At 61.9% G+C, this 19,242-nt stretch carries 17 protein-coding genes; 11 read left to right on the top strand and 6 right to left on the bottom strand.

Going from position 1 to position 19,242, the window contains the following annotated elements:
- Positions 1 to 16: 16 nt before the first annotated feature.
- From CGA22_RS05825 to CGA22_RS05795, 7 genes are all read left to right on the top strand, one after another.
- Positions 17 to 1,927, top strand: coding sequence for an ATP-binding cassette domain-containing protein (locus CGA22_RS05825; protein WP_188258504.1), 1,911 nt, complete (start codon positions 17 to 19; stop codon positions 1,925 to 1,927).
- On the top strand, positions 1,927 to 2,508 hold the full coding sequence (locus tag CGA22_RS05820; protein WP_041022638.1) for a mechanosensitive ion channel family protein: 582 nt from the start codon (positions 1,927 to 1,929) through the stop codon (positions 2,506 to 2,508). The genes CGA22_RS05825 and CGA22_RS05820 overlap by 1 nt, the downstream gene beginning before the upstream one ends.
- A 101-nt stretch (positions 2,509 to 2,609) precedes the next feature.
- Positions 2,610 to 3,242 carry a homoserine/homoserine lactone efflux protein gene (rhtB, locus tag CGA22_RS05815; RefSeq protein ID WP_041022637.1) on the top strand — a complete coding sequence of 211 codons (633 nt, stop codon included), beginning with the start codon at positions 2,610 to 2,612 and terminating at the stop codon, positions 3,240 to 3,242.
- A gap of 182 nt (positions 3,243 to 3,424) precedes the next feature.
- Complete coding sequence (gene tssI / locus CGA22_RS05810) at positions 3,425 to 5,521, top strand: type VI secretion system tip protein TssI/VgrG (RefSeq protein WP_084213761.1); 2,097 nt, start codon at positions 3,425 to 3,427, stop codon at positions 5,519 to 5,521.
- 24 nt (positions 5,522 to 5,545) lie between these two features.
- Complete coding sequence (locus CGA22_RS05805) at positions 5,546 to 6,358, top strand: DUF4123 domain-containing protein (protein ID WP_052435124.1); 813 nt, start codon at positions 5,546 to 5,548, stop codon at positions 6,356 to 6,358.
- 50 nt (positions 6,359 to 6,408) lie between these two features.
- On the top strand, positions 6,409 to 6,876 hold the full coding sequence (locus CGA22_RS05800; RefSeq protein WP_223194683.1) for a DUF3304 domain-containing protein: 468 nt from the start codon (positions 6,409 to 6,411) through the stop codon (positions 6,874 to 6,876).
- Positions 6,861 to 9,341, top strand: coding sequence for a T6SS phospholipase effector Tle1-like catalytic domain-containing protein (locus CGA22_RS05795; protein ID WP_223194682.1), 2,481 nt, complete (start codon positions 6,861 to 6,863; stop codon positions 9,339 to 9,341). Before CGA22_RS05800 ends, CGA22_RS05795 begins: the two co-directional genes overlap by 16 nt.
- Here CGA22_RS05795 and CGA22_RS05790 read toward each other — a convergent pair.
- The 4 genes from CGA22_RS05790 to CGA22_RS05775 form a co-directional block, all read right to left on the bottom strand.
- The gene (locus CGA22_RS05790) at positions 9,338 to 10,081 is read right to left on the bottom strand and encodes a hypothetical protein (protein ID WP_041021879.1); all 744 of its coding nucleotides are present in this window, start codon (positions 10,079 to 10,081) and stop codon (positions 9,338 to 9,340) included. The genes CGA22_RS05795 and CGA22_RS05790 overlap by 4 nt on opposite strands.
- Positions 10,082 to 10,084: 3 nt before the next feature.
- The gene (gene lpoB, locus CGA22_RS05785; protein WP_041021878.1) at positions 10,085 to 10,672 is read right to left on the bottom strand and encodes a penicillin-binding protein activator LpoB; all 588 of its coding nucleotides are present in this window, start codon (positions 10,670 to 10,672) and stop codon (positions 10,085 to 10,087) included.
- A 156-nt stretch (positions 10,673 to 10,828) separates the two neighbouring features.
- Positions 10,829 to 11,200 (bottom strand): YcfL family protein, encoded by a 372-nt coding sequence (locus CGA22_RS05780; protein WP_041021877.1) that lies wholly within the window; start codon positions 11,198 to 11,200, stop codon positions 10,829 to 10,831.
- Between the two features lie 18 nt (positions 11,201 to 11,218).
- Positions 11,219 to 12,616, bottom strand: a complete 1,398-nt coding sequence (locus tag CGA22_RS05775; RefSeq protein ID WP_041021880.1) for a COG3014 family protein — start codon at positions 12,614 to 12,616, stop codon at positions 11,219 to 11,221.
- A gap of 312 nt (positions 12,617 to 12,928) precedes the next feature.
- Here CGA22_RS05775 and CGA22_RS05770 point away from each other — a divergent pair, with 312 nt between their 5' ends.
- Positions 12,929 to 14,827 (top strand): FTR1 family protein, encoded by a 1,899-nt coding sequence (locus tag CGA22_RS05770; protein WP_041021876.1) that lies wholly within the window; start codon positions 12,929 to 12,931, stop codon positions 14,825 to 14,827.
- Positions 14,827 to 15,282 carry a YaiI/YqxD family protein gene (locus CGA22_RS05765; protein ID WP_041021875.1) on the top strand — a complete coding sequence of 152 codons (456 nt, stop codon included), beginning with the start codon at positions 14,827 to 14,829 and terminating at the stop codon, positions 15,280 to 15,282. The genes CGA22_RS05770 and CGA22_RS05765 overlap by 1 nt, the downstream gene beginning before the upstream one ends.
- Positions 15,283 to 15,402: 120 nt before the next feature.
- Here the strand turns inward: CGA22_RS05765 and elbB are convergent, their stop codons facing one another.
- Positions 15,403 to 16,071, bottom strand: coding sequence for an isoprenoid biosynthesis glyoxalase ElbB (gene elbB, locus CGA22_RS05760; RefSeq protein ID WP_041021874.1), 669 nt, complete (start codon positions 16,069 to 16,071; stop codon positions 15,403 to 15,405).
- Between the two features lie 113 nt (positions 16,072 to 16,184).
- On the opposite strand from elbB, the gene CGA22_RS05755 reads away from it, so the two are divergent.
- Positions 16,185 to 17,420 (top strand): sterol desaturase family protein, encoded by a 1,236-nt coding sequence (locus CGA22_RS05755; protein WP_188258503.1) that lies wholly within the window; start codon positions 16,185 to 16,187, stop codon positions 17,418 to 17,420.
- On the opposite strand, the gene CGA22_RS05750 is transcribed toward CGA22_RS05755, so the two are convergent.
- Positions 17,371 to 18,024, bottom strand: a complete 654-nt coding sequence (locus CGA22_RS05750) for a DedA family protein (RefSeq protein WP_041021872.1) — start codon at positions 18,022 to 18,024, stop codon at positions 17,371 to 17,373. The genes CGA22_RS05755 and CGA22_RS05750 overlap by 50 nt on opposite strands.
- Before the next feature lie 203 nt (positions 18,025 to 18,227).
- Here CGA22_RS05750 and hemB point away from each other — a divergent pair, with 203 nt between their 5' ends.
- On the top strand, positions 18,228 to 19,241 hold the full coding sequence (gene hemB, locus CGA22_RS05745) for a porphobilinogen synthase (RefSeq protein WP_188258502.1): 1,014 nt from the start codon (positions 18,228 to 18,230) through the stop codon (positions 19,239 to 19,241).
- Position 19,242 lies beyond the last annotated feature (1 nt).

Genomic DNA, 19,242 nt, shown 5'->3' with positions numbered 1-19,242 from the left:
AGACTCCGCCGCCATTATGATCCGACTTCAGAACCTGACTTTACAACGTGGCCCGCAACGTCTGCTAGAAGACGCCGAGCTGACCCTGCACGCCGGTCACAAAGCTGGCCTCATCGGTGCCAACGGCGCTGGCAAATCGAGCCTGTTCGCCTTGTTGCGCGGCGAGCTTCATCCGGACTCCGGTGATTGCTCGCTGCCCGCTGACTGGCGTATCGCCCACATGCGCCAGGAGGTCGATACCCTCGAACGCCTGGCTGTGGACTACGTGCTCGACGGCGATATACGCCTGCGTCAGGTTCAGCGCGATCTGGCTGTCGCCGAAGCGGCTCATGACGGCGCCGCCCTGGCCCGGTTGCATTCGGAGCTCGACAGCGCCGACGGCTATACCGCCGATGCCCGCGCTCGCAAATTGCTCGCCGGGCTGGGGTTTACCAATGAACAGATGGACCGCCAGGTCGGGGATTTCTCCGGCGGCTGGCGGATGCGGCTGAACCTGGCCCAGGCCTTGATGTGTCCCTCGGACCTGCTGTTGCTCGACGAGCCGACCAACCACTTGGACCTCGACGCCATCATCTGGCTCGAGGACTGGCTCAAGAGCTACCCGGGTACGCTGCTGCTGATTTCCCACGACCGTGATTTTCTCGACGCGGTGGTGGACCATGTGGCCCACGTCGATCAGCGCAAGCTCGTCCTGTATCGCGGCGGCTACACGGCTTTCGAACGCGCCCGTGCCGAGCGCCTGGCCCAGCAACAGCAGGCCTACGAGAAGCAGCAGGCGCAACGTGCGCACATGGAAAGCTACATCGCCCGCTTCAAGGCCCAGGCCACCAAGGCCCGTCAGGCCCAGAGCCGGATCAAGGCGCTGGAGCGGATGGAGGAGTTGTCCGCGGCCCACGTCGATTCGCCGTTCGATTTCGTCTTCCGCGAGTCGACCAAGATCTCCAGCCCGTTGATCGACCTGTCCGACGCGCGACTGGGTTATGGCGACAAGACCGTACTGGAGAAGGTCAAGCTGCAGCTGACGCCCGGTGCGCGGATCGGTCTGCTGGGACCCAACGGTGCCGGTAAATCGACCCTCATCAAGAACCTCTCCGGTGAACTCCAGCCCCTGGCCGGGCGCCTGACCCGCGGCGAGAACACTGTGGTCGGCTACTTCGCCCAGCACCAGCTGGACTCCCTCGATGCCAAGGCCAGCCCGTTGTTGCACTTGCAGCGCCTGGCGCCGACCGAACGCGAACAGACCTTGCGTGACTTCCTCGGCGGTTTCGACTTCCGTGGCGCGCGCATCGACGAGCCGGTGCTGAATTTCTCCGGCGGCGAGAAGGCGCGCCTGGCGCTGGCCTTGATCGCGTGGGAAAGGCCGAACCTGCTCTTGCTCGACGAACCGACCAACCACCTGGACCTGGAGATGCGTCTGGCCCTGACCATGGCCTTGCAGGAGTTCAGTGGTGCGGTGCTGGTGGTGTCTCACGATCGGCATCTGCTCAAGAGCACCACGGACAATTTCTTCCTGGTGGCCGACGGCAAGGTCGAGGAGTTCGACGGCGACCTCGAAGACTATGCCCGTTGGCTGGTGGAGTACCGCCAGCGCAATGCGCCGGTCAGTACTGCATCAGTGAACCCGGACAAGACCGACAAGAAAGCCCAGCGTCAAGCCGCCGCGGCCCTGCGTCAGCAGCTGGCGCCGCACAAGCGTGAGGCCGACAAGCTCGAATCCGAGTTGGGCAAGCTGCATGAAAAACTGCATGAAATCGAAACCAGCCTCGGGGACAGTGGTCTCTACGAGGCAGCGCGCAAGGATGAACTGCGCGATCTGTTGGCCGAACAGGCCCGGTTGAAGGTTCGAGAAGCGGAGCTTGAGGAGGCGTGGATGCAGGCCCTGGAGTTGCTGGAAACCCTGCAAGCGGAGCTGGAGGCGCTGTCCTGATGGAAGCGTTGACCTTGCCCATCCCGGTCATGTGGATCGAGCCGCTCTGGCTCGGTGTGCAAGTCCTGCTGATCCTGCTGGTCGGTTATGTGATGCAGCGTGTCGTGGCGCGTGCGCTCACAGGACTCGGCGAGCGCTACCCGTTTCCGCCCCACCTGCTGATTGTCCTGCGGGGCGTGCTGCGCTGGCTGATCATGGGCAGCGCGGTGCTGGTGGTGCTCGAGCGCCTGGGGGTGTCGGCCACGGTATTGTGGACTGCGATTTCAGGCTTTGTCGCGGTGGCGGCCGTGGCCTTTTTCGCCATCTGGAGCGTGTTGTCGAACCTGCTGTGCGCCGTCCTGATCTACACCGTCGGGCCATTCCGCCTGGGCGATGTGGTCGAGCTGGTAGAGGCGACCGACAAGCCCGGCATCAAGGGGCGCGTGGTCGCGATCAACCTGCTTTACACCACCTTGATCGAGCCCGAGGAACTCGGCACCGGCAGTTCCATGGTGCAAGTGCCCAACAGCCTGTTCTTCCAGCGTTCGGTCCGGCGTTGGCGCGGCAGCGAGGCTTTTCCGGTGGGTGGTTTCGTCGAATAGCCAGCCCCCGGTACGCCATGGTTCTTTGAAAAATAACGATGGTCAGTTGCTCGGCGGCGCATTAGCTTAGTCGTCTAGATGAATCTCGGCCGAGGTGTGCAATGGTGCTGGAAACATGGCTGGCGTTTTTCGCCGCTTGTTGGGTGATCAGTCTTTCGCCGGGCGCCGGTGCCATCGCATCGATGTCCAGCGGTCTGCAGTACGGTTTCTGGCGTGGCTACTGGAATGCCCTGGGCCTGCAATTGGGCCTGGCATTGCAGATCGTGATTGTCGCCGCAGGCGTCGGCGCGATCCTCTCCACCTCAGCCACGGCGTTCTATGCGATCAAATGGTTCGGGGTCGCCTACCTGGTGTTCCTGGGCATCAAGCAGTGGCGAGCCATCCCCGGCGAGATCAGTGACGACGCCACCCCGCGGCCCATCGGCAAGCCCTTGGCGCTGATGTTCCGTGGCTTCCTGGTGAACATCAGCAACCCCAAGGCACTGGTGTTCATGCTGGCGGTGCTGCCGCAGTTCATCGACCCCCATGCACCTCTGCTCAAGCAATACCTGATCCTGGGCGTGACCATGATTTGCGTCGACCTCATCGTCATGGCCGGCTACACCGGGCTGGCCTCCAAAGTCCTGCGCCTGTTGCGCACGCCCAAGCAGCAACGGCGGATGAACCGGACCTTCGCCGGGTTGTTCATTGGCGCGGCGGGTCTGCTGGCGACGATCCGCAAAGCTGCCGTGTAAAGCTTTGCGGCAGCTTGAAACCCTGTGGGAGCGAGTAGGTATCAGCCTACAAATCCACCTTCTGACAGACCGAACTGGGGGTAAGCGCGGAATTTACTTATGCGGTGTTCGGATCGAGGCGGCATACGGCCCGCGTCGATTTTTCGATCATGGGGGCTCTCTCGTTCATCCGGTGACCGCCAATGCCCGCTCCCTCCACAGCCCAGTTCAGGTTCATGATCGACAGCCTGCCCGATGAGCTCGGTGTGCTCGCCTTCGAGGGCACGGAGGCCATCAGTCGGCCTTTCGAATTCAGGATCAGGCTCGTCAGCGAGCATGCCGGCCTGGCGCTTGAACGGTTTCTGCATCGTCCCGCCTTCCTGGCTTTCGATACGCTGGGCAATGGCATCCACGGACAAATCGCGGATTTCGCCGTGGGTGAGTCCGGGCAGCGGCTGACCCATTATCACGCGACGCTGGTACCGCGCCTGAGCAGTCTCGACCTGGCTTTCAATCGGCGAATCTTCCAGCGGCAGACCGTTCGCCAGATCATCACCGAGGTGCTCAAGCTGCATGGTCTGCTGGAAGATGCCTTTCGTTTTCAACTGGGTCCCACGGAGTATCCGCCCAGGGACTATTGCACCCAGTACGAAGAAAGCGATCTGGCCTTTATCCAGCGCCTGTGCGAAGAGGAGGGTTGGCATTACCACTTCGAACATGGGCCGCAGCAGCATGTTCTGGTGGTGGGTGATGACCAGTCCCGGTTCAGGACTCTGCCATCTACACCGTTCGTGCCTGACGGTGCGATGGTCGCCGAGGAGCCCACGATCAGGACCTTTTCCGTTCGGGTACGAGGTGCCACCAGCCGGGTCACCCGGCGTGCCCATGATTTCGAAAAGCCTCGCCTGACCCTGGAGGGTGCCGCTCGACATAACCCGTCTGGCGAAGTGGTGGCACAGCTGGATCGCGAGGATTATGCCTACGCATCAGGGCGTTTCCTGACATTGGCCCAGGGCCGACAGACGGCCCTGCGGGCCCTGCAGCGTCGGCAAAGAGACACCTGCGTTGCCGAAGGCACCAGCAACCAGCCAGTCTTGGTGAGCGGGCACTTCATGAGGTTGAAGAGTCATGTTCGGGCTTGCTGGAACCAACGCTGGTTGCTCACCTGGCTCAGGCATGAAGGCTCGCAACCCCAGGTCCTTGAAGAAGCCATTGGCAATGTGAGGGAGGGGGTGCCGGAGCAGGGCTATGGCAACCGGTTCAAGGCGATTCCGTGGGACGTGTTCTATCGCCCCTCCGTGAGGCATCGGCGACCGCTGCTGGTCAGTGAAACGGCCATGGTCAGCGGCCCGCAAGGCAGCGAGATTCATTGCGACGAGTATGGCCGGGTGAAGGTCCGATTCCATTGGGATCGCGCCGAAGGCAACCCGGAACGGAGCAGTTGCTGGGTGCGGGTCGCCACGGGGTGGGCGGGGGATGGCTTCGGCACCCAGTTGATCCCTCGGGTCGGCATGGAGGTCGTGGTCACCTTCCTGGCGGGCGATCCCGATCAACCGCTGATCACCGGCTGCGTGCCGAACAAGACCAACCCGGTTCCCCATGGATTACCCGTCAACGACACCCGCAGTGTCTTCAAGAGCCGGAGCTCGCCGGGAGGGGGCGGCAGCAACGAATTGCACATCGAAGACCGCAAGGGGGCTGAACGGATCTATCTGCGGGCCGAACGCGACCTGTTCGCCAAAGTGCGCAATGACCACACGTTGGAGATCGGCCGCGACCAGCGCATTACCCTGGTCGGGCAGCGCTACAGCGAAGTACGGGGCGAGGAGCATCACACCGTTGCAGGGCATCGCGTGACGCAATTGCATGCCGACGACTTTCTCAACATCAACGGCAGTCTCCATGCACAGGCCGGCGAGACTCTGGTGATTCGCGCCGGACAGGTCCTGCAGCTCGAATGCGCGGGTGCTCTGACAGTCAAGTCCGGATCGCAACTGACCCTGGAGGGCGGTGGGCATTTCCTGCGCATTGGGGCCGACGGCATTTTCAGCAGCACTCCCATCGAGCAGGGAGGTGGTCCGGGGCCCGGAGCAGCGCTGCGGTACAAACCTGCTCGCCTGCCGGGTGAAACCGATGAGCCAGCGGCCGGACGCGCAGGCACATCGACTGGCGTCGTCGCGATAAGCGAAGACGCCACCGGGCCGCCGCCAGGTAACTCGCCCTCGTCAACCGGCGTGTTGTGCAGACGTTGCTTTCAACAGGCCCAAGCTCAGGCCAGAGGTTTGGCCACCCGCCTCTGAGCGGATCAATTCTCAAGGATGATCATGTCTTCGACTGCCCTGCAATGGCTGCAACATCTATACGCTCAGGCCAAGGCCTGCGGCCTCACTCATGTGGATCTGCTGATCAACTGCGCGCTGTTCAATTACCCCTTGCTGCGACAGTTGAACGAGCTCGCACCGTCGCCGCGCTACCGGCTTCTGCTCCAGGACTCCCCCGAGCGGGCCTTCGCTGACCAGGGACCTGTGCTGGTGCGGGTGCTGCTTTTCAACACCGTGCAGAAGGCCTGGCTGACGGACTTTATCCAGGTGTGCTATCGCCATTCGCGGGTCCTGGCGCTGTTCAGCCGCTGGTCGTTCGATGCCCTTGGCGAGCGCCTGGGACGGTGTACCCAGGCCGAATGGGACCAAGGCCACAAAAGCGGTGTGCTGCGCTACTACGACACCCGCTTGTTCAGGCTCTTGTGTGAACTGCTCGATCCCGACCAGCTCAAGATGCTCCATGAGGGTGTCATCAGTTGGCAATGGATCGACCGCGATGGACAGGTCTGCCAGATGGCGGGGTTCGATGTCCGGCAGAGGGACGTGGGGCGGGGCGCGCCGGTGTTGCGGTTGAGCGATGAGCAGGTCACCGAAGTGGGCGCCCTCGGCGACGCGCAACAATGGTGTGTCCGGCAGGGAATCCTTCCGAGCACCTACGGTTTCGATTCGTTGGAGACGTTTATCTACCAGGCCTTTCGCGTTCATGTCGATGCAGACCACCAGCAGCTATTGGGGATGGCGCGGGAGCAGTTTCTTCAGGGATGGCTCGTGAAGTGTGCCGCACAAGCGAAGGGTGAACGAGGTATTGGCCAGTGATGCGCATGGGGACATGGGGGCTGCCGGTCTTCACCGCTCTGTGCGGTTGCATGCCTGCGCAAACCAGCCAGATCGGTGCGCCCATCGAAGGCTATAACCACACTTCGGCGGCTATCCATCACTTCAGCGTCAACGGCAACGGTGGGCCGGACATCGGGCCTTATAGCGGTGGAGGCAAGCAGAACTGCTGCGTTGCGATGCCTGCCCAATGGCGTCCGGGACTGAAGGTGTTGGTGGCGTGGGAAAAGGACCCGGCGCCCCACGCTTATGGCCGTTGGCCGGAGCGACGGCACACCGATGAATGGCGGGCGCGGATGAACGCACATCGGGCCGGCTACAGCCGACACAGCGTCTGGGCTGAGGTGGTGCCCTACGAGCGGCTCGGTGTGGTTGACGTGCACTTCCTGCCTTGTGATCGAGTGATCGTGGCCGCGGTGGCGATATTGCCAGGCAAGCCCGGCTATCCCTTCGATTTTCCCCGCAGGATGGAGGCGCCGTCGCCATGCCCAGTACACTGAGAAGCGGGCCGCAGGCCCTGGCCGTCACACCGTTCTTTACGAATCAGGGCATGTTGCCGCGAACGCCCCAAGACGTGGCGCGCAATCAGCTTGAACAGCAGCGAGCCCTGATCGAGGCCGCGAACATTTCCAGAGCGGCTTGCAGGGCGGCGAACGTTCCCTATTCCGGCCCACCCTGCATGGACGTGTTGCATATCACGTTGTGTTTTGACGGCACCAATAACCACGAACCCACAGACAAGCGGAACCACCCGCCGACCACCAGCAACGTGGCGCGGCTGTATCACGCCAGCCTGGGTGGGGGCACCGGTCCGGAGCAAAGCCGGGCTAATGAGGCAGGTTTCTATGCCTATTACATGCAGGGTGTCGGCACCGAGTTCCCGGAAGTGGGTGAGTTTGAACCTGATGCCATGGGGCTGGTGGCGGCCCGTGGTGGTGAAAACCGCATCAACTGGGGCCTGACGCGGCTGATCGATGCTTTGCGTCGACACTGTGGCGAGCCACGCCCGGAACCGGCGCAAGCCTTTGCGTGGGTCCGGCAGATGAGCAGTGGCTTCGGTGATGCATTCAACCCCGGACGAGAGCGTCGACGTGCCGCGCTGGAGGAACCGTTGAACGCCTTGCGCGGGACCGTCGAGCGCTTGCACGCCAGTCGTTCGATCCCACGGATCAAGGCCCTGCGCCTGTATCTTTATGGTTTCTCCCGTGGCGCCGCCCAGGCCCGGACGTTCACCCAGTGGTTACATCAGCTGACCGAAGTCGAGGAGAACGGCGAAACCTGCCACCTGTTTGCCGGTATCCCCATCAGCATCGGTTTCCTCGGTCTGTTCGACACGGTGGCGTCGGTGGGCATGGCGTACCTGGCGCCCTTTGTCAGCGGCCACATGGGGTGGGCGGACGGTTCGCTACGCTTGCCCGAGTCGCCGGTGTTCCTGGAGCGTTGTGTGCACCTGGTCGCAGCCCATGAGCAGCGTGGCAGTTTTCCCCTGGATTCGATCCGTCGAAAAGCCAACCCCGACGATCCCGATTGTCCATCCACCTATCGCGTGGGCACATTTGAATTCCTCTATCCGGGTGTGCATTCGGATGTTGGCGGGGGGTATCCGCCGGGAGACCAGGGCAAGGCGCTGGGAGGCAATCACGAGCTGCTGTCCCAATTGCCCCTGCAGCACATGTTCCATGAGGCCTACCAGGTCGGTGCTCCCTTACAGGCCCCTGCCGATGCCCTCAGCGATGAGCAGAAAGAGCGCTGGCCGTGGTTGGTCATGGATGGTGCGACGTACGATGCTTTCGACATCTCCCCCACGCTGATCCGTCGCTTCAACATCTGGCTCGATGCCCAGGACAATGGGCCGCTCGAAGAGGTGATGGCCCGGGAAGCGGGATTGATCACCGGTTGGCGCATCAGCCGCTATGCCAATTTTCTCTTTCGCACGACCTCGGCCTGGGCCCATGTGCAGGGCAAGGACATGAGCGAAGAGGAGCGCTCGGCCTTCGCCGCGCTGCACCGGCGACTACGGGAGGAGGATACTGCCCTGCGTGCCGGCAAGGAGCCTCCCGCTGCATCCGTCGATCATGAAAAACACCTGGCCCTGAAGCGTGCTTATGAACAACGGACCGGTGCGCACGAGATCGTGCTCAATCCGGCAAAAACGTTCGAGCCGAGCCTGGATCAGCGTCAGCTACACGACGCCATGCTGGAATTTCGCCGCGACTACATGCCTGAGTGGAGCCTGAATCCCTTCGGTTCGGGCCTGAGCCAAGGTCGCCTCATCAATGCGTCGGTAGGCGGCTTGGTGTACCTGCTCAACGAGCAGGATGAAGCCGAGGAATACCGTGACCTGCGCCGGGCTGGCAATCGGGAGGTCATGCGCTGGTTCGATGGAGATCTGGCGCCTCGCGATGATGAAGCGTGGGAATTGGTGCGGTTGTTCGATGAACATGTCCACGATTCTCGCGCCTGGTTCATGAATGCGGCGCTGGACGAGCGGGAAGTGTTCAGTGACTACTTTCGATATCGGGCGATTTTTTTCGATGACGCGTCCAATAAACGCCTGTCGCTGTTGGCAACGGCCGGCCAGGTCATTGGTGTGGGCGTGGCGCTCGCCAGCGTTGGCCTGAGTGTCAGCCGCCGCGATCCACGGGTGTTGGTAGGCCTGCTGATGCCGGGGCTCGGTATTCCGGTGTTCCGTGGCAAGCTCGGCATCGTTCCGACGATCGAGGCCTTTGATAGCGACACCGGCATCGCCCTGCCATTGGTCGAGGGGCTCGATGAGATTCGTGCCTACACGCGGCAAATCGCCAATGTCATGAAGCTGGTCCAGGCCTTGCCGTCCCCAACACCGCTGAGCGAACAAACGATGAGAAAGCCCGAGAGTGGCTGGTTGGGGCGGCTCGGGCAAACGCTTGATGACGCCACCAGGGCCCCTGTCCCCGACCTGGAGAGCAGAGGCCCTGATGCTTAGCGCAAGATCACCGGTGCGGTGTCCCGTGGCAGGTTATTGCGTGGTACCGGCTCGCCGGGTAGCTCATGGCTTGGACCGCCGAGCTGCTCGCTCAGTTGTCGTGCCACATCCTCGCCCAAGGCCTTGGACACGTCGCGTACCACGCGGGGACGATTGAGGCTGATGCGCGCGTCCCGGTGGTTCAGCAATTTGGTGTCCTGGCCTTCACCCATGGCGGTGAAGGCCGAGGTGATTTCGAAGGTCCGGGTGTTGATCAGGCTGAAGTCGGCCACCAGGGTCAGCCCAAGCACCGCCGAGTAGCTGTCGGTATTGGCCAGTTCATTGATGTCGCGGGTGAAGTCGATGTCCGATACCGTGCCGAACAACACGTAGTCGGCGCCTTTGAAGCGTCCGGCCTTGATGCGCTTGATCACGTCGTAGACGTCACCGGTGGAGGACTCGGTGTGAGGCGTGCCCTGTACCAGCTGGAACATGCCGCTGCGCAGGATTTCACCCTTGATGTCTCCGGTGAACTTGCGCAATTCGCCCTGCTCGATGTAGCTGCTGGTGGCTTCCATCTCATCGTAGCTCGACGACGCGCTGGCGCTGTAGGTGTTCGCCTGGAAGTTGCTCTGGGCCGAAACGGTGTGGATGTATTCCTCCACTCGTTGCTGGTAAGCCAGGTCAGTAACGGCGACTTTGGGGGCCGCCTGCGCACCGAATGCGCAGGCCAGGGCCATGATGCCTATCCATGTGCGCATGGCTTAGCGCTCCGTGGTCTTGCGGATTTCTTTTTCGTCCATCCACTCGGCCAGACCGCTTTCGACGTCGATCAATTGCAGGCTGAATTTGTAGAAGACGTCCTTGTAGTCGCTGCTGCGCTTGACGATCGAGCTGATGGAGCCCTCGAGGCGGTATTTGGCGGCGATCATGTTGCCGGTCTTGGCCACGGTGCTCTTCTTGTACAGGCCGCTCTGGTTCTGCAGCTTGAGCTGGTCGACCTGGCTGTCCATGGCGGTGTTGTCGCTGGCGAAGCGCGCCGCGCCGGTCTTCATCAATTGGGTCTTGATGCTGGTGGTGATCTCGCGGGTATCGATGTACTCGCTGGTCTTGTTCTTCACGTCATAGACCTGAACCACCGGGCGACCGTGCAGAATGCCGGACTGGGCCAGGGAACGGGTCATGGACTCGGCGATCATCTGCAGGTCGGTGGAGCCGAACTCGTTGGTCACGGTCTCCACGGCCTTGGTGTCGCCATAGGTGATGTTCTTGTTGCCCAGTACCGGGGAATTGTTGGCGCAGCCGCTGACCAGCAGGGCGGCGAGGGTAAGAAATGCAACGCGTGTGAACATGGAAGAACTCTCTAAAGCTGAAAGGGTTAACGCAAGTTGCCGGTCAGTCAAAGAACCTTGTGAGAGCGAGCCTGCTCGCGATAGCGATTTTCCAGCCACCGCTTCGCGAGCGGGCTCGCTCCCACAGGATATGTATCCGACTGTCGGTCATCAGGCTCAAGGCGTATTGATTTCCAACCGGAAGTCCACGGCCTTGGGTGTCGGCGCGATGGCCGGCAGGAAGCTGGTCTGTTCGCCGTACAGTGTCAGGCTTTTCCAGGTTTCCTCTTCGGCGATCGGAAAGCCTTCAGGCCCCAGCCAGGCAAAGCGGTAGTACATCGTCTTGTTGTTGTAGCTGGTGTTGCTCAGCTGCACGTTGACGGTCATGTAGCCGTTTTCCCGGGCCACGCGCATGGCACCGACCACGATGTTCTTTGTCTTGCCCATCGCCACGACCTTGCTGGCGGCGCTGCCCGGCTCAGGGGCGGGCGGGGTGGCGCAACCGGCCAGCAAGGCCAGGGCGCCGATGGCGATCAGTTTTAAACGCATGGGTACAAGACTCCGTTCTTAAGGTTGTTTGAGGCTGGCGACGGCGGTCGGGTTGGCACTCGGCATCACCTGGGCGGCCAGGCCACCGGCGAAGACCTGATTGCCCACGGCCCGCAGGGTGACAACCTGGTAGCGCTGGTCGACGACCACCTTGACCACCGAGCCGCCTACGGCGTTTGGCAAGGTGACCTGGTGTTCGCCCTTCTTCAGGCGCAGGCGCACCACTTGGGTGTAATCCGGCAGGGTGCGCCAGGTCCGGGTATCGGCGCCTTCGAGCACGGCCGAGGTGAGGCCCACGGCCAGGCCGGCCAACGGGTTGGTGTCGTTGATCTGTTTTTGCGCCACGCCACGGGTGACGGCTCGCACGGTGGTGCGCAGGATGATGCCGGGCATGTCGTCGCGAAGGGCGCGGCGGGACATGGCGGTGGTGCTGTTGAGCTGGGTCAGATCCATCTGGCGGCCATCGACACCGATCTGGGCGAAGGCGGCGGTGGAGGTGTCAGGCTTGATCACCGGGAACGACAGCGGCGTGATGACGAGATGGCCGCTGATAGGCAAGGGCAGGGGAATGCGGATCGAGTCACGGGACGGCGCCAGGCCGCTTTGCACCACGATCAGGATATCGCTGTCATCGTTCTTGGCGACAGGCTTGTCCAGGTTGAGCAGTGCCTGTTCCAGCAAGGGGGTGTTGGGACGCAGCTCGGCAGCCTTGCGATAACCCGGTGCGGCCAGGTCTTTTTCCCCCAGGGCTTCGTAGACGAAACCGGCCAGATAGTGGCTGAACGCGCTCTGGTAGCTGTTTTTCAGGCCCACCACTTCCGGTGCGTCGAGGCTGGCCACCGGGTAACCCTGAAGGTCTTTGTACTCGGTCTTGACCCCTTGCTGCTCGGCTTCTTCCTCGCGCTTGAGGTATTCCTTGTCGCGCAGATCGGCAATCACCGCTTCGCGTTCATGGGTCTTCTTGATCTGGGTCCGGGCACCGTCGAAGTCGTTCACCGCCAGCAGGTTCAGGGCCATCTGCGTGGTCAGCATGACCTTTTCGTAATCGTAGCCCTCGTAGCGCCGTACTTTATCGTTGACCAGGAAACTGCCGAACTGCGCCACGTACTTGGCGGTGTCCAGCTTGACCGCATCTTCCCACTGTCCGACCTGCCGATCGGCGTTGGTCCAGGCCGCCTGGCTGCCGGACAGATCGCCTTTGGCCCGCAGCAGCTCACCTTTTTCGAAGTAATACAGCAGATCCCGGTCTTGACTGGTGTTGTTCTTGTCCAACAGGGTCAACGCGGCGTCGACGTTACCGGACGCCAGCTGTTGATTGGTCTGGGTCAGTTCGCTGTCGTAGTTGCGAAAAACCGAACAGCCGGACAGTAAGGTGATCGCACCGAGGGCGACCGGAAAAGCGGCACGGGAGGCCATGAACATTTCTTCCCTGAGTAGCAGCCAGGTGGGCGGTTCGGGCTGGGTCGATCCACGGACGGCGTCGGGACGCTATCGGTTCCTCATAAGCGGAGGAGCTTTTATGCCAAGTTCTTATAAAAAGGCGGCGCGATTATAGACATGGCTGTTGGCTATGTAATGGCTTTTCAATCTCGAAACGCTGTTTTTGTGACATCACTTCCAAACCATGAAAATCCGATGAAAATGCGCCACCGGAGCACATTCGCTCTTGAGCCAAAGTCTATGTAAGTGAACAATGTGTTACTTCTTATTTCCAATTGAGAGTCATTCATGATTGCCCCGCTTCGTTTTCTGGCCTGGCTTGCACTGCCGTTGCTTGCCCTGTGCAGCAATCCATTGCTGGCCAACACCGTTGAGGGCGCTCCCCAGGCGCTGCACTTGCTGGATTACATCGGGGCGGATTACCCGGAGACCGTCGAAGCGGGCAAAGTCATCGACGAGTCCGAGTATCGTGAGCAATTGGAATTCACCCAGGTGCTGGAAGGGCTGATCGTTGCGCTGCCGGCCAAGCCGGAAAAGGCTGAGCTCACACAGGGCATCGGTGCCTTGCGCCAGGCGATCACCCAGCATCAGGACGGCGGCGATGTTGCCCGCCTGGCGCGTCAATTGGGGGCAAAGCTGGCAGTGGCCTATGAAGTCAGCCAGGCGCCGGTCATTACCCCGGACCCGACTCGCGGTGCGCCGCTGTACGCCCAGAACTGCTCGGTGTGCCACGGTGACAGTGGCGCTGGCGACGGCCCTGCCGGTGTCGGTCTGGTGCCGGCGCCTTCCAACCTGCGCGACGGTCGGCGTCTCGATCACCTGAGTCTCTACGCGATCTACAACACCCTTGGCATGGGCATTGAAGGCACCGACATGCCGGCCTTCGCCGACCAGCTCGATGAGCGTCAGCGCTGGGACCTGGCCACCTACATCGCCGGTTTCAGTGCGGACCCGGCGGCGGCCAAAAGCGAGCAGACCTTCAACCTTGCCGACCTGGCCCGCCAGACCCCGGCTGAAGTGCTGGCGGCCCAAGGCCCCGCCGCGGCTGCAACGTTCCGTGCCCAGCGTGCCCAGCCGCCGCAGGTGCAGCGTGGCCCGGCGCAGTTGCTCGACTACACCGCCGCCACCCTGGACAAGAGCATCGCGGCCTATCGCGCCGGTGATCACGACCAGGCCTATGACTTGTCGGTAGCGGCTTATCTGGAAGGCTTCGAGCTGGTGGAAAGCTCGTTGGACAATGTCGATGCCACTGTGCGCAAGGACACTGAAAAGGCCCTGATGGCTTACCGTCAGTCTCTGCAGGACGGCTTGCCGGTGGAGCAGGCCGAGCAGCGTCTGGCCACGGCGAAGGCCAAGCTGAAGATGTCGGCGGGGCTGTTGGGCGGCGATGGCCTGAGCTGGTCGCTGAGCTACCTTTCGGGCTTGCTGATCCTGTTGCGCGAAGGGCTGGAAGCAATCCTGGTGCTGGCGGCGATTCTGGCGTTCCTGCGCAACACCGGTCAGGAGTCGGCGGCTCGCAGTGTCAACGTAGGTTGGGGCCTGGCGTTGTTGGCCGGTCTGGCGACCTGGGGCCTGGCTGCCTATGTGATCGACGTCAGCGGTGCCCAGCGGGAATTGCTTGAAGGCGCAACGGCGTTGTTCGCCAGCGTGATGGTGCTGTGGTTGGGGGTGTGGATGCACGATCGCCGTCACGCGGCGGCCTGGCAGGATTACATCAAGAGCAGCCTGGTCGGTGGTGGTGGCCGTTTCGGCTTCGCCGTCCTGGCGTTCTTCTCGGTGTATCGCGAACTGTTCGAAGTGATCCTGTTCTACGAAACCCTGTGGCTGCAAGCCGGTCCCGCCGGACATAACGCCGTGCTGGCCGGTGGCGCCACGGCGCTGGTGCTGCTGGTAGGACTGGCCTGGATAATCCTGCGCGGGTCGGCACGACTGCCGTTGGCGCTGTTCTTCAGCATCAACGCCGCGTTGCTGTGCGCGCTGTCGGTGGTCTTCGCCGGACATGGCGTGAAGGCCTTGCAGGAAGCCGGGATCTTCGGCACCCGTCCAGTGGCGTTCTTCGATTTCGATTGGCTGGGTATTCACGCCGATGCCTATTCGCTGACCGCTCAAGTGATCGCGATCCTGGCGATCGTGGTGCTGTACGGTCGTAGCTGGGTGGCGGAGAAGCGCAGGGTGCAAGTCTCCTGATGCGTGTCTGGATCGATGCTGACGCCTGCCCCAAGGCGGCGAAGGAACTGGTGGTCAAGTTCGCCTTGAAGCGCCAGTTCGAGGTGGTGTTGGTGGCCGGGCAACCGCAGATCAAGCCAGGTCTGGCCTGCGTCAAGTTGATCGTGGTCCCCAGCGGCCCTGACGCGGCGGACGATTATCTGGTGGAGCACGCGGGACCGGGTGAGCTGGTGATCTGCAGCGACGTGCCCCTGGCCGACCGGTTGGTGAAGAAGGGTGTCGCCGCCCTGGACCCGCGGGGCAAGGAGTTCAACGCGCAGAACATGGGGGACCGGCTGGCGGTGCGCAACCTGTTCACCGATTTGCGTGAGCAGGGCCAGATGGGCGGCGGTCCTGCGGCCTACAGTGAGCGGGACAAGCAGGGGTTCGCCAATGCGTTGGATCGGATCCTTACGCGCTTGAGCCGGATGTCCTGAGCCTGACAGTTCCCCTGTGGGAGCGAGCCTGCTCGCGATGACGGTGTGTCAGCCAACCAAAGTATCAACTGAACCGACGCTATCGCGAGCAGGCTCGCTCCCACATTGGCTGGGTGCTGCTCAGGCGTCGTTCTCGTGGGTCAGTTCGAGTACCCGATCCACCAGTTTGTTGATCCCCGAGGCTGCTTCGCTGATGTTCTGCGCCAGCATGTAGGCTGGAGTGCTGACCAATCTGCGTGCGCGGTCTTCGACGATGTCGGTGACGGCGCAGTCTTCATGCGTGCCGCCCATCTTGGTCACAGCGGCAGCGGTGTCGACATCCGTGCCAATGGTGCAGGTCACGCCAGGGCCATAGATTTTCGCCGCCAGGGCCGGGGAAATGCAGATCAGGCCCACCGGCTTGCCGGCCTCGGCGAAGGCCTCGGTCAGCGCCAGGAGTTCGGGCTGGACGGTGCAGTCCGCGCCTTCGACGGCAAAGTTTGAGAGGTTTTTCGCCGAACCAAAGCCACCCGGTACGATCAGGGCGTCGAAGTCCTCGGCCCTGGCTTCGCGCAAGTCCTTCACGTTACCGCGGGCGATCCGCGCCGACTCCACCAGCACGTTGCGGCTTTCGGGCATTTCTTCGCCGGTGAGGTGATTGATCACATGCAGTTGGGCGATGTTGGGGGCGAAGCACTGGACCTGCGCCCCCCGTTGGTCCAGGCGCAGTAGGGTGATCACGCTTTCGTGGATCTCGGCGCCGTCGTACACGCCACAGCCGGAAAGGATCACTGCAACTTTTTTGCTCATGGGTTTTTCTCCAGATTCATGGCGTTAAATGTCCACTAATTTGTCACTCGTTGCCATAGGGTTATCCGGCGGCTAAACCTAATCTGCCGACTATCTCCTGCCCGGGTCGCATCATGAATTTCATTCTGTATGCCGTGCCGTTCTTCTTCGTGCTGATCGCCGTCGAGCTGTTGGCCGACCGCTGGCGCGGTGTGAGTCATTACCGCCTGGCCGATGCGATCAACAGCCTGAGCACCGGTGTGTTGTCGACCACTACGGGCCTGCTGACCAAGGGCGTGGGGCTGGTGACTTACGCCTTTGCCTTGAAACATCTTGCGCTTGTCCGGTTGCCTGCCGAACAGGCCTGGGTCTGGGTGTTTGCCTTTGTGTTCTATGACTTCTGCTACTACTGGCTGCATCGCATGGGCCATGAGCGCAACATCCTCTGGGCGGCTCATTCGGTGCATCACCAGAGCGAGGACTACAATCTCTCCACGGCGCTGCGCCAGACCAGCACCGGATTCCTGTTGAGCTGGGTGTTCTACCTGCCGCTGGCCGTACTGGGCGTGCCGCTGACGGTGTTCGTCAGCGTCGCGGCGCTGAACCTGCTCTACCAATTCTGGGTACACACCCAGCACATTCCCAAGCTGGGCTGGCTGGAGTGGTGCTTCGTCACGCCGTCCAATCATCGTGCCCACCATGCGCAGAACCCTCTCTACATGGATCGCAACTACGGCGGGGTGTTCATTATTTGGGACCGTCTGTTTGGCACCTTCCAAGAGGAAGATGACCGCGAACCGGTGATTTTTGGCGTCACCACGCCGCTGTCGAGCTGGAACCCGTTATGGGCCAACCTGCAGTTCTATGTGCAGCTATGGACAGATGCCCGACGGGCCGGACGGCGGTGGGACAAGCTGCGGATCTGGTTCATGCCCACCGGTTGGCGACCCGCAGACGTGGCGGCGAGGTACCCACTGAACAAACCGGACCTGGGCTGTTTCCGCAAATTCGAAGTGCCGCTGGATGGACGTCAGCAAGGCTACGTGGCGCTGCAGTTCTGCGTCTACATCGCGCTGGGCAGTTACTTGATGAACCTGGAGAACAGTCTGCCCATCGCCGCCCTGGTACTGGGGTGGGGGGCGGTGGCGTTCGGGCTGTTCGTATTGGGCATGACCCTGGAGAATCGCCCGTGGGCGCTGAGGCTGGAGCTGCTGCGACTGGTTTCGAACCTGCCGCTGGTGTGGCTGGCGCCGCTGGCCGGATTGTGGCCGGCGGGCCCTGTGGCCTGGGTCGGTTTACTCAGCTACAGCCTGCTCAGCGTCATGGGGCTCTATTGCTGTCGCAACCGGCTTGCTCGGTTGGCGTCGTAGGTTCGTCGGACTTGGTTCGCTCCAGCCGCTCGGCTTCGAGGACTTTTTTCGCCAGTCGCGCGTTCTTGATGCGTCGACGCAACCACAGGCACAAGCCCAGCAACAGCAATGCGCCGAGTACCCACAACTCATATTTCTTGATACTGCCCAGCATGCCTTCGAGTACGGCGCCGAAGTGATAGGCGGCGGCAGCCAGGGCGGTCGCCCAGATCGCCGCGCCAATGCCGTTGAGCAGTAGGTAACGCCCCGGTGGATAGCCTGACAGGCCGATAGCCACCGGCATCACTGTGCGTAGGCCGTAGACGAAGCGAAAGCTCAGGACCCAGATGTCCGGGTGCTTGCGGATGTGCTCCAGCGCACGATCACCCATCAGTTGCCAGCGAGGTTTGCGCGCCAGCAGCTTGCGCCCGTGCTTGCGTCCCAGGAAATACCACAGCTGATCCCCCGCGTAGCTGCCGCAGAATGCCACGACCACTACGAGATTGATGTCCATGTAGCCACGGAACGCCAGGAAACCTGCGAGCACGAGGATGGTTTCGCCTTCGAAGAACGTGCCGATAAAAAGGGCCAGATAGCCGAAGTCATGTAGAAATTGTTGGAGCATTGTCTGGGTGCTGGCGAAATGAACGCGCAGCCTAACCCTTCGGGCACATTCAGGAAAGTGTCGAAATGTGTCTCGACGTGAACATTTCCTACAACGACAATGACTGAGACGAAAGGTCACAGGTGCACATAACTGTCATACGTTGGTCATAATGGCCGCTTATAACTGTCACGCTCGCCCGTCAGTGGGCTCAGGAGTCTGCCGTGAGCTTTACCCCCGCCAATCGTCTGTTCCCTGCTACCCGTCTGCGTCGCAATCGCCGTGACGAGTTCTCTCGTCGGCTGGTGCGTGAGAATGTGCTGACCACCGACGACCTGATCCTGCCGGTGTTCGTGCTGGACGGTGAGAACCGGCGCGAAGCGGTGGCATCGATGCCCGGAGTGGAACGCCTGACTATCGACCTGCTGCTCGAAGAAGCCGCCCAATGGGTGGAACTGGGCATTCCGGCGCTGGCGCTGTTCCCGGTGACGCCGCCGGGTCTCAAGTCCCTGGACGCCGCCGAAGCCTGGAACCCGGACGGCATTGCCCAGCGCGCGACCCGTGCCCTGCGGGCACGCTTCCCGGAATTGGGGGTGATCACCGACGTGGCGCTGGATCCGTTCACCACCCACGGGCAGGATGGCATCCTCGACGAAGACGGCTATGTGCAGAACGACATCACCGTCGACGCCTTGGTCAAGCAGGCGCTGTCCCATGCCGAGGCCGGTGCCCAGGTGGTGGCGCCGTCGGACATGATGGACGGTCGTATCCAGGCGATCCGCGAAGCCCTCGAGGTGGCCGGTCACGTCAACGTGCGGATCATGGCCTATTCGGCCAAGTACGCCAGCGCTTACTACGGCCCGTTCCGCGATGCGGTCGGCTCGGCCCTGAACCTGGGCAAGGCCAACAAGGCCTCTTATCAGATGGACCCGGCCAACAGTCAGGAAGCCTTGCACGAAGTGGCGGCCGACTTGTCAGAAGGGGCAGATATGGTCATGGTCAAGCCTGGCATGCCTTACCTCGACATTCTTTGCCGGGTCAAAGACGAATTCAAAGTGCCGACCTTTGTTTATCAGGTCAGCGGCGAGTACGCCATGCACATGGCCGCGATCCAGAACGGCTGGTTGAGCGAAGGGGTCATCCTCGAATCCCTCACCGCTTTCAAGCGCGCAGGCGCTGATGGAATCCTGACTTACTTTGCCGTGCGCGCCGCCCAATTGCTACGAGAGCAGAAATAGC

It is taken from the genome of Pseudomonas sp. PSB18 (assembly GCF_014596565.1).
Lineage (GTDB): Bacteria > Pseudomonadota > Gammaproteobacteria > Pseudomonadales > Pseudomonadaceae > Aquipseudomonas.
The sequence above is the reverse complement of the archived record's forward strand: the minus strand, read 5'-3'. Positions and strand labels throughout refer to the sequence as shown.